Here is a 14,804-nt window from a genome sequence, read left to right as displayed (position 1 = left end):
GTGGCTGTGTGTGGCGGGGCGGGGCGGGGCTCAGCGGCGGGCGGCGTCCCGCTGGGCGGCGTCGCGCTGGGCGGCCATGTAGGCGGGCAGGCCGTCGATGTGCGAGCGGCCGGTGGGGGCGAAGAAGAACCGGTCCAGCGTGCCCTGGAGGAAGGACCACGGGCGGTTCAGCTCGGCCGCCCAGCGCCAGCCGAACCGGGCGCCGTTCTCGGTCGGCTCGACCACGTAGTCCTCCACCAGGTGGCGGAAGATCGGACGGGTCCCCTCGGTGGCGGTGAAGGTCTTGCGGGTGCCCTCCTCCCAGCGGAAGAAGCGCTCCCGGAGGGCGAAGTCACCGTCCATCTCGATCTCCCGGGTGGTGCCGACGCCGAACGGCCGGGGCGAGGTCCAGGTGAGCCGCCGCATGCCCTTGGTCCAGCTGGACACGCCGTCGCCGGTCAGCGCCGCCCAGGTCTCCTCGGCGGAGAACGGCACCTCCACCGAACGGGCGTGGTAGAGCGGGGCGGTGGCGAAGAGGGAGTCGTCGGCCTCCTCGATCGGGTACCAGCGGGGTGCGGCCATGGGCGCGGTTCCTTTCCGGAACGGAACGGGGCGGGGGCGGGGTCGGGGAGAGGGGGAACGCGGGAGGGTGTTCAGGCCTTGCGGGCCCGGAAGAGGCCGACGGAGCCGCGCGTGACGAGGTCGAAGTCGTCGAAGTTCTGCTTCAGCTGGTCGCGCAGGTCCTCCAGGTCGTCCCGGTCGTTGTGGAACACGCCCTTCGCGTTGAGGTTGTTCATCAGCCAGCGGCCGGCCCCGGTGACCGGGACGCCCGAGGACAGCACGGTGCTGCCGAAGACGATGCCGCCGGGCTTCACGGCCGCGGCCGCGTGCTTGATCGCCACGCCCTTCTCCCGCAGGCTGCCGGGGATGCAGTGCAGCAGGAAGCTGAGGGCGGCCGAGTCGTGGCTCTCGGCGGGCACCGGCAGCGGCTCCAGGGCGTTGGCGACGACCTTGGTGGTGTTGATGTGGGCCAGCCGCTCGGCGGTGAAGTCCAGCGTGCTGGGGTTGAGGTCGGCCAGCGTGACCTGCGGGTTCGAGACCGGGAACCGGGAGTGCTCCAGCAGGTAGCCGGTGCCGACGCCGATCTCCAGGTGCTTCGCGCCGAGGCAGGTGTTGTACATCTGCTGGAAGTTGCGCGGCGAGCAGCGCCAGAACAGCGGCGCGCTGCCGCGGAACACGACCAGGTCGTAGAAGTTCAGCGCGCGGCGGTGGTAGGGGGCCTGGCCGTCGAGGACCGCCTGGTCCAGGTCGGCGTGCTGGTGGCCGTGGTCAGTGCTCATCTTCTGCTCACCTTCGTCGGGAGTTCGTCGGGCGGCGGTGCTGCGGTGCGGCATTGCGGCGGGCGGAGCGGTGGAGCGGGTGGAGCGGGAGGGTCAGGCGACCGGCTCGGCGAGCAGGTCGAGGACCGCGCGCACGGTGGTCGGGCTGTGCTCGCCGGTCATCGTGAAGTGGTCGCCCGGGACCTCGGCCCCGGTGTGCGGGACCGGCCAGGCGGCCTGCCAGTCGGTGGCGGGGAAGCCGGGCAGCGGCCGGGCGGCGCGCAGGTGGAGCGTGGGCGTGGCCAGGGGCTGCGGCTGCCAGACCTCGAAGAGCCGGGCGTAGCCGCCCATCGCGGTGAGGCAGACGTCGTCCAGCAGGGCACCGGCGGGAATCCGACCGGACGTCAACTGTCCGGCGATCTCCGCCTGGACGAGGGGCAGTATGGCACTCCCGGGCCGGTAGCTGTCCAGCAGGACGACCGAGGCGGGGTGGACGCCCAGCTCCTCCAGCCGCGCCGCCACCGCGTGCGCGATCCACCCGCCGGCCGAGTGGCCGAGGAGCGCGAACGGCTGCCCGGCGGCGAGCCGGCGGACGTCCTCCGCGTGCAGCCGGACCAGCGCGTCGAGGTCGGCCGGAAGCCGCTCGCCCGGCGAGAAACCGGGGGCGGGCAGCGCCCACAGCTCGTGCCGGCCGCTCAGCGCGGCGGCGAGCCGCGCGTACTGGTGGGCGCCGGACCGGCTCGCGAAGGAGGGGAAGGAGAAGATGCGGGGCACGGCCGGGCCGGTGGCCGGACCCCGGGTGAGTCGGACCGGGGCCGGCCGGGCGGACGGCTCGGGCAGGGCGCCGGCGTGGAAGGTGTCGCGGAACCGCGCTGTGGCGGCGAGGAGTTCACCGAACTCCGCGAACCGGCCGAGCTCCGCCGCCCGGGGCGCGAGCGCGGCCAGCAGGCCGTCGGCCGGTGCGGCGTCGGGGGGTGTGGTGGGGACGGCGGGTGTCGGGGCGGCGTCCAGGAGGTCCCGCAGGTGGGCGGCGAGGGCGTCGAGGGTGGGGTGTTCGAACACCGCCGTGGCGGTCAACTCCAGCCCGGTGGCGGCTTGGAGGGCGGTGCTCAGCTCGGTCGCCGCGAGGGAGTCCAGCCCCAGTTCGGGCAGCGGCAGGTCGGCCTCCAGGTCGTCCGGCGAGTCGTGTCCGAGCGCCGCGGCCACCTCGGCGGCCACCAACTCGGCCAGCACGGACTCGCGTTCGGCCGGGTCGAGATCGGAGAGCCGCGGGTACCGCCGGGCGGGTTCCGCCGTCGCGGACGGGTCGGCGGACGGGTCGGCGGGCGGCTCGATGGTGGGTCCGCCGGGCCGGGTGGCCGCGCCGACGGGCTCCGGCCAGAACCGGCGCCGCTGGAACGCGTAGGTGGGCAGGGTGACCAGGCCCGGACCGGGGGAGGGAGCGTGATCGTCGACGGGCCCGGACTCGGACTCGGGCGCGGGTTCGGGGAGGACGGCGTCCCAGGCCACCGGGACGCCCCGGACGTGCGCGCCGGCGAGCGCGGCCAGGGCGCTGTCCGCCTCCGGCCGACCGTTCCGGAGCAGCGGCAGGGCAGCCGGGGCCGGGCTCCGGTCGGCCGCCGCGTCCCGCACCAGCGCCGACAGCACACCGCCGGGCCCGAGTTCGAGGAAGGTGGTCACGCCGTCCGCCAGCATCCGGCGCGCGCCGTCGTGGAACCGCACCGCCTCCCGGACGTGCCGCACCCAGTACTCCGGCGCGCACACCTGCTCGGCCGAGGCCGGTTCGCCGGTCAGGTTCGAGAGCAGCCGCAGCCGCGGCGCCCGGTAGGTGATCCCGCTCGCCACCGCGTGGAAGCGGTCCAGCACGCCGTCCGTCAGCGGCGAGTGGAAGGCCCGGGTGACCCGCAGGCGCTTGGTCCGGTGACCGCGTCCGGCGAGGACGGCCGCGACCTCCTCGACCGGCCCGGCCAGGCCGGACAGCACGACGGCGCGCGGCCCATTGACGGCGGCGATGCCGAGCTCGGCCGACCTGCTCGCCAGCAGCGGCAGTACCTCGTCCTCGGCCGCCTCGACGGCCACCATCAGGCCGCCGTCCGGCGTTTCCTGGAGCAGCCGGCCACGCGCGGCGACCAGGCGGCAGGCGTCGTCCTCCGACAGCACTCCGGCCGCGCAGGCCGCCGCCAGTTCGCCGATCGAGTGGCCGCCGACGTAGTCGGGCGTGACGCCCCAGGACTCCAGCAGGCGGAACGCCGCCATGCCGACGGCGAACAGCCCGGCCTGGGTGAACACGGTCTCGTCGAGCAGAGCGGCCCCGGGGCTGCCCTCCTCGGCGAACAGGACGTCGCGGAGGGCCGGGAGCCCGGGCTGGGCTGCCAAGTGGCTGTCCAGCCGCTCGCACAGTCCGTCCAACGCCCGGGCGAAGACCGGGTGGGCGCGGTACAGACCCTGTCCCATGCCCGGCCGCTGGCTGCCCTGGCCCGGGAAGAGGAAGCCGACCCGGCCGGTGGCCGCGGTGCCCCGGAGCAGTCCGGGCGCGGTGTCGCCCGCGGCGAGCGCGTCCAGCCCGGACCGGAGCTCGTCGAGGTCCCGGCCGAGCACGACCGCCCGGTGCGAGAGCGCGGCGCGGGTCAGTGCCAGCGAGCGTCCGATGGTCGTGGGCGTGGTGGGTGTGGTGGCGAGGTGGTCGCGCAGGCGCTCCGCCTGGGCGCGCAGGGCGGCCTCACCCCGGGCCGAGACCGGCCAGGCGATCAGCGGCCGGGGCCCGGTGGGGGCGGGCTCGCTGGGGGTGGATACGGGCTCGCCCGGTGTCACCGCCGGTGCCGCCGGGGCCTGTTCGAGGACCACGTGGGCGTTGGTGCCGCTGATGCCGAAGGCCGACACGCCCGCGCGGCGGGGGCGGTCCCCGGCCGGCCAGGCCACCGGCTCGGTGAGCAGCGAGATCGTGCCGGAGGACCAGTCCACGTGCGGGGTCGGGGCGTCGGCGTACCGGGAGGGCGGCAGGACGCCGTGCTCCATCGCCTTCACCATCTTGATCACGCCCGCCATCCCGGCGGCGGCCGCGGTGTGGCCGATGTTCGACTTCACCGAGCCCAGCCACAGCGGCTGCTCGGCCGGCCGGTCCACCCCGTACGTCGCGAACAGCGCCTCGGCCTCGATCGGGTCCCCGAGCGGCGTGCCCGTGCCGTGCGCCTCGACCGCGTCCACCTCGGCGGCCGAGAGCCCGGCACTGGCCAGCGCCTCCCGGATGACCCGCTGCTGAGCGGGACCGTTGGGCGCGGAAAGGCCGTTGCTCGCGCCGTCCTGGTTGGTGGCCGAGCCACGGATCACGGCCAGCACCGGATGCCCGTTGCGGCGGGCGTCGGACAGCCGCTCCAGCAGTACCACGCCCGCCCCCTCGCCCCAGGCGGTGCCGTCGGCCGAAGCGGCGAACGGCTTGCACCGGCCGTCCGGCGCCAGCCCGCGCTGGCGGCTGAACCCGATGAACGCGTGCGGCGTCGACAGCACGGTGACGGCCCCCGCGAGCGCGAGCGTGCTCTCGCCCGCGCGCAGCGACCGGCAGGCCAGGTGCAGGGCGACCAGCGAGGAGGAGCACGCGGTGTCCACCGTCAGGGCTGGTCCCTCCAGCCCGAAGGTGTAGGCGAGGCGACCGGAGATGACGCTGGCCGCGTTGCCGGTCAGCAGGTAGCCCTCCAGGCCGTCCGGGGCGCCTGCCGCCAGCAGCGGGTAGTCCTGGCCGCTGCTGCCCGCGAAGACGCCGGTCCGGCTGCCGCGCAGCGACTCCGGGTCGATGCCGGCCCGCTCGAACACCTCCCACGAGGTCTCCAGCAGCACCCGCTGCTGCGGGTCCATCGCGAGAGCCTCGCGCGGGCCGATGCCGAAGAACGCGGCGTCGAAGCGGTCGGCGTCGTGCAGGAAGCCGCCTTCACGGGTGTAGCTGCGGCCGGGGCGGTCCGGGTCGGGGTCGTAGAGGTTGTCGAGGTCCCAGCCCCGGTTCCCGGGGAACGGCGTGATCGCGTCGCGGCCCTCGGACACCAGCTGCCACAGGTCCTCGGGGCTGCGGACGTCGCCGGGGTAGCGGCAGGCCATCGCGACGATGGCGATCGGCTCGTCGCCGTCGTCGGTGCCGACGGCCACCCTCGGGGCGGGCGGGGCGTCGGGAGTGGCGGCCCCGGTCTCGGAGAGCAGGGCGAGCAGGTGACGGCCCAGGACGCCCGGCGTCGGGTGGTCGAAGGCGACGGCGGCCGGGAGACGCAGGCCGGTGGCGGCGATCAGCCGGTTGCGCAGCTCGACGGCGGTGAGCGAGACGAACCCCAGCTCGTGGAAGGACCGGTCCGCCGGGATCGGATCGGCGAGGCCGAGGACGGCGGTCGCGTGGGACACCACCAGGTCGAGCAGCAGGTCTTCGCGCTCGGGCTCGGCCAGCCCGGCCAGCCGGCGGCGCAGCTGCGCGCCGGGGGAGTCGGCGGCGTGCTCGTCGGGGGCGGCGGACGTGCTCGCCCTGCCGCTCGTGCCGACGGTGTCGAGCGTCTCCACCCAGTAACGCTTGCGTTGGAAGGGGTAGGTGGGGAGGTCGGGGTGGGTGCCGGGGTGGAGGTGGGGGGTCCAGTCGACGGGGTGGCCGTGGGTGTGGAGGTGGGCGAGGGAGGTGAGGAGGCGGGTCCAGGTGTCGTCGTTGCGGCGGAGGGTGCCGGTGGTGAGGGCGGGGTCGAGGGTGTCGTCGATGGCCGGGGTGAGGACGGGGTGGGGGCTGGTCTCGATGTAGACGTGGTGGCCGTCGTTGTGGGCGGCTTGGAGGGTGTCGGTGAGGAGGACGGGCTGGCGCAGGTTGGTGTACCAGTAGTCCGCCGTGAGCTTCGTGGTGTCGATCAGGGCACCGGTGACGGTGGAGTAGAACGGGATGGAGGCTGTCACCGGGGTGATACCCGCTAGCTGTTGTGAGAGGTCTTCACGGATGGCTTCGACGTGGTGGGTGTGGGAGGCGTAGTCGACGTCGATGCGGCGGGCCCGGATCTCGTGCTGCTCGCAGTGGGCGAGGAGTTCGGCGAGGGCGTCTTGGTCCCCGGCGACGACGGTGCTGGTGGGCCCGTTGTGCGCGGCGATGGCGAGCCGGCCGTCCCAGCGCGCCAGGAGCGCGGTGGCGTCGTCGTGGCTGAGGGGGAGGGAGGCCATGCCGCCGCGTCCGGCGATCGCCAGGATCGCCCGGCTGCGCAGCGCCGCGATCCGGGCCCCATCCTCCAACGTCAAAGCACCGGCGACGGTGGCGGCGGCGATCTCGCCCTGCGAGTGCCCGATGACGGCGGCGGGCTGAATCCCCAGGGAGCGCCAGACCTCGGCCAGCGACACCATGACGGCGAACAGCGCGGGCTGGACGACGTCGACGCGGGTAAGGTCGTCGCCCCCGCGCAGCACCTGCGTCAGCGACCAGTCCACGTGCGGCGCCAGCGCGGCCTCGCAGCGGGCGATGGATTCAGCGAACACCGGTGAGGTGTCGAGGAGTTCGGCGCCCATGCCGATCCACTGCGAACCCTGTCCGGGGAAGACGAACACCGGCCGGTCGAAGGTCCCGGCGGGGGTGCCGGGGTTGGGGTCGTCGGCGAGGGCGGTGAGGTGGGCGCGGAGTTCCTGCGGGGTGGTGCCGAGGGCGACGGCGCGGTGGTCGTGGGTGGTGCGGGCGGTCAGGAGGGTGTGGCCGACGGCGCGCAGGTCGGCGTCGGGGTGCCGGTCGAGGAAGGCGGCCAGCCGCCCGGCGTGCTCGCGCAGCGCCTCGGGGGTCCGCGCCGAAAGCACCCACGGTACGACGGGGGAGACCGGCGCAGCGACCGAGGGCTCAGCCTCCTCGACCTCCGAGGCCTCCTCCAGGATCACATGCGCGTTCGTCCCGCTCGCCCCGAAGGCCGAGACGCCCGCCCGGCGCAGTCGCCCGTCCTCCTGCGGCCACTTCTGCGCCTCGGTCAGCAGCGCGACGACACCGGCCGACCAGTCGACGTGCGGGCTCGGCTCATCCGCGTGCAACGTGCGCGGCAGCACGCCGTTGCGCATCGCCATCACCATCTTGATCACCCCGGCCACGCCCGCCGCCGCCTGGGTGTGCCCGATGTTGGACTTCAACGACCCCAGCCAGAGCGGACGTTCGGCGCTCCGCTCCTGCCCGTACGTCGCCAGCACCGCCTGCGCCTCGATCGGGTCGCCGAGTGTCGTCCCGGTGCCGTGCGCCTCCACCGCGTCCACGTCGGCGGCGGTGAGCCGGGCGTCGGCGAGCGCGGTGCGGATCACCCGCTGCTGGGACGGCCCGTTGGGCGCCGTCAGCCCATTGCTCGCGCCGTCCTGGTTGACCGCCGAGCCGCGCACCACGGCGAGCACGGGGTGCCCGAGCCGCCGGGCGTCCGACAGCCGCTCCAGGAGCAGGACGCCCACTCCCTCGCCCCAGCCCGTGCCGTCCGCCCCGGCGCCGAAGGCCTTGCAGCGGCCGTCGGGGGAGAGGCCGCGGGCGCGGCTGAACTCGACGAACATGCCGGGTGCGGCCATCACGGTCGCCCCGCCGGCGAGCGCCGTCGAGCACTCGCCCCGGCGCAGCGACTGGCAGGCCAGGTGCAGCGAGACGAGCGATGAGGAGCACGCCGTGTCCACCGTGATCGCCGGGCCCTCCAGGCCGAACACGTAGGACAGCCGGCCCGAGATGACGCTGGCCGCGCCGCCGGAGAGCAGGTACCCCTCCAGGCTCTCGGTGGCCCGCTGGGCGAGCGCCGCGTAGTCGACCTGGCCCGCGCCCATGAAGACGCCGGTCCGGCTGCCGCGCAGCGACTCCGGGGTGATGCCGGCCCGTTCGAACACCTCCCAGGTGGTCTCCAGGAGCAGCCGCTGCTGCGGGTCCATGGCCAGCGCCTCGCGCGGGCCGATGCCGAAGAACCCGGCGTCGAAGCGGTCCGCGCCGTCCACGAAGCCGCCTTCGCGGGCGTAGGTGTGGCCGGTCCGGTCGGGGTCGGGGTCGTACAGCGCCTCCGGGTCCCAGCCGCGGTCGGCGGGGAACGGCGTGACGGCGTCGCGGCCGTCGGCGACCAGGTCCCACAGCCCTTCGGCCGAGTCGGCGCCGCCGGGGAAGCGGCAGGCCATGCCGACGATCGCGATCGGCTCACCGGCGACGGCCTCGGTCTCCTGGAGGCGTCGGCGCGTCTCCTGGAGGTCGGCGGTCACCCGCTTCAGGAAGTAGCGGAGCTTGTCCTCGGTCTCGCTGGCCACAGTGGCGCAACCCCTTCGGATGGAGCAGGAACAGGACGGGCGGGTCGGCGGCGGGGCCGACGCGGGCGGGTCAGCGGTGGGTCAGGAGATGCCGAGTTCGTTGGTGATGAAGTCGAAGACCTCGTCGTCGTCGGCGGATTCCAGCTCCAGCCCGGCCCCCGCGGTGTGTTCGTGCCCCGGTCCGTGCGGGTCGCTCCACCGGGCGGCGACGGCCCGCAGTCGGTCGGCGATCCGGGCCCGTTCGGGGTGGTCGGCGGCGACCGCGGCGAGCACGGCTTCGAGGCGGTCCAGTTCGGCGAGCACCGGTGCGGCCGAGGAGGCGTCGGAGCGCGGGAGCTCCGCGTCCAGGTGGCGGGCGAGTTCGGCCGACGTCGGGTAGTCGAAGACCAGCGTCGCCGGCAGTCGCAGGCCGGTGGCGGTGATCAGCCGGTTGCGCAGTTCGACGGCGGTCAGCGAGTCGAAGCCGAGCTCGCCGAACGCCCGGTCGGCGTCCACCGAGGCGGTGGCGGAGTGGCCGAGTACGACGGTCACCTGGGCGCGCACCAGGTCCAGCAGGGCGCGGGCGCGGTCCTCTTCGGAGAGCCCGGCGAGCCGCCGCTTCAGCTCCTCGGCCGCCCCGCTGTCGGGGCGGGCCCCGGCGCCGGTGGACGGGCCGGCCAGTCCGCGCAGCAGCGGCGGGAGGTCCGGGCCGGCCTGGCGCAGCGCGGCGGGGTCCAGGCGGACCGGCAGCGAGGTCGGGTCGGGCCCGGCGAGCGCCGCGTCGAACAGGGCCAGGCCGTCCTGCGGGCCGAGCGGCAGGACGCCCGAGCGGCGCATCCGGCCGAGCGTGGTCTCGTCGAGCGCGCCCGCCATGCCCCGGTCCTGCTGCCACAGGCCCCAGGCCAGCGACCGGGCGGGCAGGCCGTGCGCGGTCCGGTGCTGGGCGAGGGCGTCGAGGAAGGCGTTGGCCGCCGTGTAGCCGCCTTGGCCGGCGCCGCCGAGGGTGGCCGTCGCGGAGGAGAAGAGGACGAACGCGGCGAGGCCGGCGTCCCGGGTGAGCTCGTGCAGGTGCCAGGCGGCGTCGGCCTTGGGGCGGAGCGCGGCGTCGAACCGCTCCTCGGTGAGCGAGGCGAGCGATCCGTCCGCGGCCACGCCGGCGGTGTGGACGACGGCGGTCAGCGGGTGCTCGGCCGGGACGGCGGCGAGCACGGCGGCGAGCGCCTCCCGGTCCGCCACGTCGCAGCCGGTGACCGTCACCCGGGCGCCCAACTCTTCGAGCTCGGCGGTGAGTTCGGCCGCGCCGGGGGCCTGCGGGCCGCGCCGGCCGAGCAGCAGCAGGTGCCGCACGCCGTACGCGGTGACCAGGTGGCGGGCGAGCAGCGCGCCGAGCGCGCCGGTGCCGCCGGTGATCAGCACGGTGCCGTCCGGGTCCAGCGCGGGGGCCGTCGCGGCCGCCGCCGGGCGGGTCCGGACCAGGCGCGGCGCGAGGACGGCGCCGCCGCGCAGGGCGAGCTGCGGTTCGTCACCGGCGGCCGCCAGGGCGAGCGGGACGCTTTCGTCGGTGTCGCCGTCCAGGTCGAGCAGGACGAAGCGGCCGGGCTGTTCCGCCTGGGCGGCCCGGACCAGCCCCCACAGCGGGGCGTGGGCGAGGTTCGGGACGTCCAGGCCTGCTGCCTGCCCGGCGGCCACCGCGCCGCGGGTCGTCAGGACCAGCCGGGCGGCCGCGAACCGCTCGTCCGCCGCCCACGCCGTCAGCGCGGACCGGGTCCGGTGCAGGGCGGCGCGCGCCGCCGCGGGCAGCTCGCCGGAGGCGTCCGGCAGCGGCAGGACGACCGCGTCCGGCACCGGCAGCCCCGCGTCGACGGCCGTGCCGAGCGCCGCGAGGTCCGGGTACCGGTCGAGTTCCGCGAACCCGGGGCCGTCGCCGAGCACGGCGAGCCGGCTCGGCTGCCGCTCGGTGGCCGGGACGGGCGCCCACTCGACGCGGAACAGCGCGTCGCCCAGCCCGGCGCGGGCCGCCGCGCGCAGCTGGTCGACCGACACCGGCCGGGCCCGCAGCGCGCCGACCGAGGCGACCGGCGCCCCGGTCTCGTCGGTGACCTCCAGGGACATCGCGTCCGGCCCGGCCGGGGCCAGGCGCAGGCGCAGCGCGGCCGCGCCGGGGCGGTGCAGCCGCACGTCGTTCCAGGCGAACGGCAGCAGCACCTGCTCCCCGGTGTTCCCGACCAGGCCCGCGTGCAGGGCGGCGTCGAGCAGCGCCGGATGGACGCCGTACCCGTCCGCCTTGGCCCGCTCGGGCTCCGGGAGGACGACCTCGCCGTACACCTCCTCGCCCGCGCGCCACATCGCCCGCAGGCCGCGGAAGGACGGGCCGTAGTCGAAGCCGTCGCGGGCGACGGACGGGTAGAAGCCGTCGAGGTCCACCGGCTCGGCGCCCTCCGGCGGCCAGACGCCGGTGAGCTGCCGACCCGACCCGCCGTCCGCGGCGGACCCGGCGGCCAGCGTGCCGTCCGCGTGCCGCGTCCACTCGGCGGTGTCGTCCGGCCGCGCGTACACGCCGATCGACCGCCGGCCCGAGGCCTCGGCCGCGCCGACCACCACCTGGAGCTGGGTGGTCCCGGTCTCGCCGAGGATCAGCGGCGCCTCCTGGTTGAGCTCCTCGACCGCCGCGCAGCCGGCCAGCCGCGCCGCGTGCAGGGCCAGTTCCAGGTACGCGGTGCCGGGCACCACGGTGCTGCCCAGCACCACGTGGTCGGCGAGCCAGCGGTGCGACCGCGGCGACAGCCGGCCGGTGAGGATCAGCCCGCCGCCCTCGGCGGGGGTGACGGCGACCCCGAGCAGCGGGTGCCCGGCGGGCGCCACGCCCGGCTCGGACGCCCCGGCGAGGCTCCCGCCGGCCGGGTCCAGCCAGTACCGCTCGCCCTGGAAGGCGTACGTCGGCAGGTCCGGGCGGGCTCCGGCCGGGCCGACCAGCGCGGTGAGGGCGGCCGGCCAGTCCACCCGGACGCCCCGCACGTGCGCGTGCGCGACGGCGGCGAGCAGCGTCTCCGGCTCCGGGCGGCCCCGGCGCAGCAGCGGCACCGCCGCGACGTCCCCGGCCCGTTCCCCGGCGCTCTGCTGGGCCATCGCGGCCAGCACCCCGTCCGGGCCGAGCTCCAGCAGGGTGGTCACGCCTTGGTCGAGCAGGTAGCGGACCCCGTCGTCGAAGCGGACGGCCTCCCGGACGTGCCGCACCCAGTACTCCGGCGTGCGGATCAGCGCGCCGTCGACCGGGCGGCCGGTCAGGTTGGAGACGACCGGGATGGCCGGCTCGTGCAGGGTGAGGCCGTCGAGCACCGCGCGGAACGGCGCGAGCATCGCGTCCATCCGCGCGGAGTGGAAGGCGTGGCTGACGGTCAGCCGCTTGGTCCGCCTGCCCTGCGCGCGCAGCTCCTCGGCGACGGCGGTCACCGCCTCCTCCTCGCCGGAGACGACGACGGAGCGGGGCCCGTTGACGGCGGCGATCCCGGCCGGGCCGGCGTGCCCGGTCGGCAGGGCGGCCAGCAGGGCGGTCACCTCCGGCTCGGTCGCCTCGACCGCCACCATCGCGCCGCCGGCCGGGAGTTGCTGCATCAGCCGGCCCCGGGCGGCCACCGCGGTGACCGCGTCCTCCAGCGAGAACACCCCGGCGACGTGCGCCGCCGCGAGCTCCCCGATCGAGTGGCCGAGCACGAAGTCCGGCCGCAGCCCCCAGGACTCGACCAGCCGGAACAGCGCCACCTCCACCGCGAACAGGGCGGCCTGGGTGAACGCCGTCTCGTCCAGCCGGGCGGCCTCGGGCGACTCCTCGGCGGCGAACAGCACCTCGCGGACTGGCAGCCCGGAGGCGGCCTCCAGCAGCTCGCAGACCCGGTCCAGCTCGGCCGCGAACACCGGGAAGCGCCCGTACAGTTCGCGCCCGGCGCCGGCCCGCTGGGCGCCCTGGCCGGTGAACAGGAAGGCCAGCCGGCCGGTTCGCCCCGCCGATCCCAGCAGCAGGTTCGGCGCGTCCTCGGCCCGGCGCAGCGCGTCCAGGCCCGCCAGCAGCTCGGCGCGGTCGGTGCCGAGCACCGCCGCCCGGTGGTCGAGGCCGGCCCGGGTGGTGGCCAGCGGCCAGGCGACGTCGGCGGCCCGCCACGCCGGGGCGGCGGCGACGGCCTCGGCGAGCCGGCCGGCCTGGGCGCGCAGCGCCTCCGGGCTGCGGGCCGACAGCAGCCACGGGGTCGCGCCCGCCTCGGTCCGGGTCTCGACCTCGGCCGGGGTCTCGACGTGCTGCTCCAGGATGACGTGGGCGTTGGTGCCGCTGATGCCGAAGGAGGAGACCGCGGCCCGCCGGGGGCGGTCGACGGCGGGCCAGTCGCGCGCCTCGGTCAGCAGCTCGACCGCCCCGCGCGACCAGTCGACCTGCGGGGTCGGCTCGTCGACGTGCAGGGTGGCCGGCAGGACGCCGTGCCGCATCGCCAGCACCGTCTTGATGACGCCCGCGACGCCCGCGGCGAGCTGGGTGTGGCCGAGGTTGGACTTCACCGAGCCGAGCCAGAGCGGCCGTTCGGCGGGCCGCTCCTTGCCGTAGGTGGCGAGCAGCGCCTGTGCCTCGATCGGGTCGCCGAGCCGGGTGCCGGTGCCGTGCGCCTCGACGGCGTCGATGTCGGCGGAGGCGAGCCGGGCGTCCGCGAGCGCGGCCCGGATCACCCGCTGCTGGGCGGGCCCGCTCGGCGCGGTGAGCCCGTTGGAGGCGCCGTCCTGGTTGATCGCCGAGCCGCGGACCACGGCGAGCACCTGATGGCCGAGCCGCCGGGCGTCGGAGAGCCGCTCGACCAGCAGGACGCCCACCCCCTCGCCCCAGGCCGTGCCGTCGGCCGCGCCGGCGAAGGCCTTGCAGCGGCCGTCGGGGGCCAGTCCGCGCTGGCGGCTGAACTCGATGAACATGTGCGGCGCCGCCATCACCGCCGCGCCGCCGACCAGCGCCATCGTGCACTCGCCGTTGCGCAGCGACTGCGCCGCGAGGTGCAGGGCGACCAGCGAGGACGAGCAGGCGGTGTCGACCGTCACCGCCGGGCCCTCCAGCCCGAAGGCGTAGGCGAGCCGGCCGGAGGCGACGCTGACGGTGGTCCCGGTCAGCAGGTAGCCCTCGGCGCCCTCGGCGGTGCGCGGATCGGCGGCGTAGCCGAGCGGGGAGGCGCCGACGAACACGCCGGTGCTGCTGCCGCGCAGCGACTCCGGGGCGAGGCCGGCCCGTTCGAACACCTCCCAGGAGGTCTCCAGCAGGAGCCGCTGCTGCGGGTCCATGGCCAGCGCCTCGCGCGGGCTGATCCCGAAGAACGCGGCGTCGAACCGTCCGGCGTCGCCGAGGAAGCAGCCGGAGCGGACGTAGCTCTTGCCCGGCCGGTCCGGGTCCGGGTCGTACAGCTCCTCGGTGTCCCAGCCGCGGCCGTCCGGGAAGTCGGTGACGGCGTCCCGGCCCTCGGAGACCAGCTGCCACAGGTCCTCGGGGCTGCGGACGTCGCCGGGGAACCGGCAGGCCATGCCGACGATCGCGATCGGCTCGTGCCGGGCCTCGGTCAGCCGCTGGTTCTGCTGCTGGAGGCGCTTGGTCTCCTTGAGCGAGAGCCGGAGCGCCTCCAGCACCCGTTCCTGTGATGCAGCCTGTGATGCAGCCATCGTCGCTTCTCCGCAGTCTCCGCAGTCCGAACGTGATCAGAGGTCAGTGGTGCCGAAGACGAGGCCGACCAGGTCGTCGGCGTCCATGGCGTCGATCTCGTCGAGGTCGTCCAGGTCGTCGAGGTCGTCGAGTTCGCCGCCCGGATCGGCGGCCGGCTCCTCGGCGCCGGTGCCGGTGCCGGCCAGCGCGAGCAGGGCGTCGAGCAGCCCGGCGGCGCGCAGCCGGGCCGGCGGGATGGTGGCCAGCAGCCGGCTGACCTCGCCGTCCGCGGCCGTCCCCTCGCCGCCGGGGTCGGCCGGGGCCAGCTCGGTCCCCAGGAAGTCGGCCAGCGCCTCCGGCGTCGGGTGGTCGAAGATCAGGGTGGCCGGCAGCCGGAGCCCGGTGGCGGCGTTGAGCCGGTTGCGCAGCTCGACGGCGGTCAGCGAGTCGAAGCCGAGCTGCTTGAACGCCCGGTCCGGCCGGATCGCGTCGTCCGAGGCGTGGCCGAGCACCACGGCCGCGTTGGCGCGCACCAACTCCAGCAGTGCGAGCGCCCGTTCGGCCGCGGGCAGTCCGGCCAGCCGCAGGGCGGGCGCGGCCGTGTCACCCGACCCGGCGGCGGCGACCGCGCG

5 protein-coding genes are annotated in these 14,804 nt (G+C 76.1%); all 5 read right to left on the bottom strand.

Annotated features, from left to right (window positions below):
• Positions 1-30: 30 nt before the first annotated feature.
• Positions 31-561, bottom strand: coding sequence for an SRPBCC family protein (locus AB0N76_RS17460; RefSeq protein ID WP_363557969.1), 531 nt, complete (start codon positions 559-561; stop codon positions 31-33).
• A gap of 71 nt (positions 562-632) precedes the next feature.
• Positions 633-1,319 carry a class I SAM-dependent methyltransferase gene (locus AB0N76_RS17455; RefSeq protein WP_363557967.1) on the bottom strand — a complete coding sequence of 229 codons (687 nt, stop codon included), beginning with the start codon at positions 1,317-1,319 and terminating at the stop codon, positions 633-635.
• A gap of 93 nt (positions 1,320-1,412) precedes the next feature.
• Positions 1,413-8,534, bottom strand: coding sequence for a beta-ketoacyl synthase N-terminal-like domain-containing protein (locus AB0N76_RS17450; RefSeq protein ID WP_363557965.1), 7,122 nt, complete (start codon positions 8,532-8,534; stop codon positions 1,413-1,415).
• Positions 8,535-8,615: 81 nt separating this feature from the next.
• Positions 8,616-14,192 carry a type I polyketide synthase gene (locus AB0N76_RS17445; RefSeq protein WP_363557963.1) on the bottom strand — a complete coding sequence of 1,859 codons (5,577 nt, stop codon included), beginning with the start codon at positions 14,190-14,192 and terminating at the stop codon, positions 8,616-8,618.
• Between the two features lie 36 nt (positions 14,193-14,228).
• A partial coding sequence (locus AB0N76_RS17440; protein WP_363557961.1) for an acyl carrier protein occupies positions 14,229-14,804 on the bottom strand: 576 nt, incomplete at its 5' end.

The sequence above is a fragment of the Kitasatospora sp. NPDC093806 genome (genome assembly GCF_040683335.1).
In the GTDB taxonomy this organism is placed as follows: domain Bacteria; phylum Actinomycetota; class Actinomycetes; order Streptomycetales; family Streptomycetaceae; genus Kitasatospora.
Note: the sequence above shows the minus strand (reverse complement) of the source record. Positions and strands in the feature narration are given on the sequence as shown.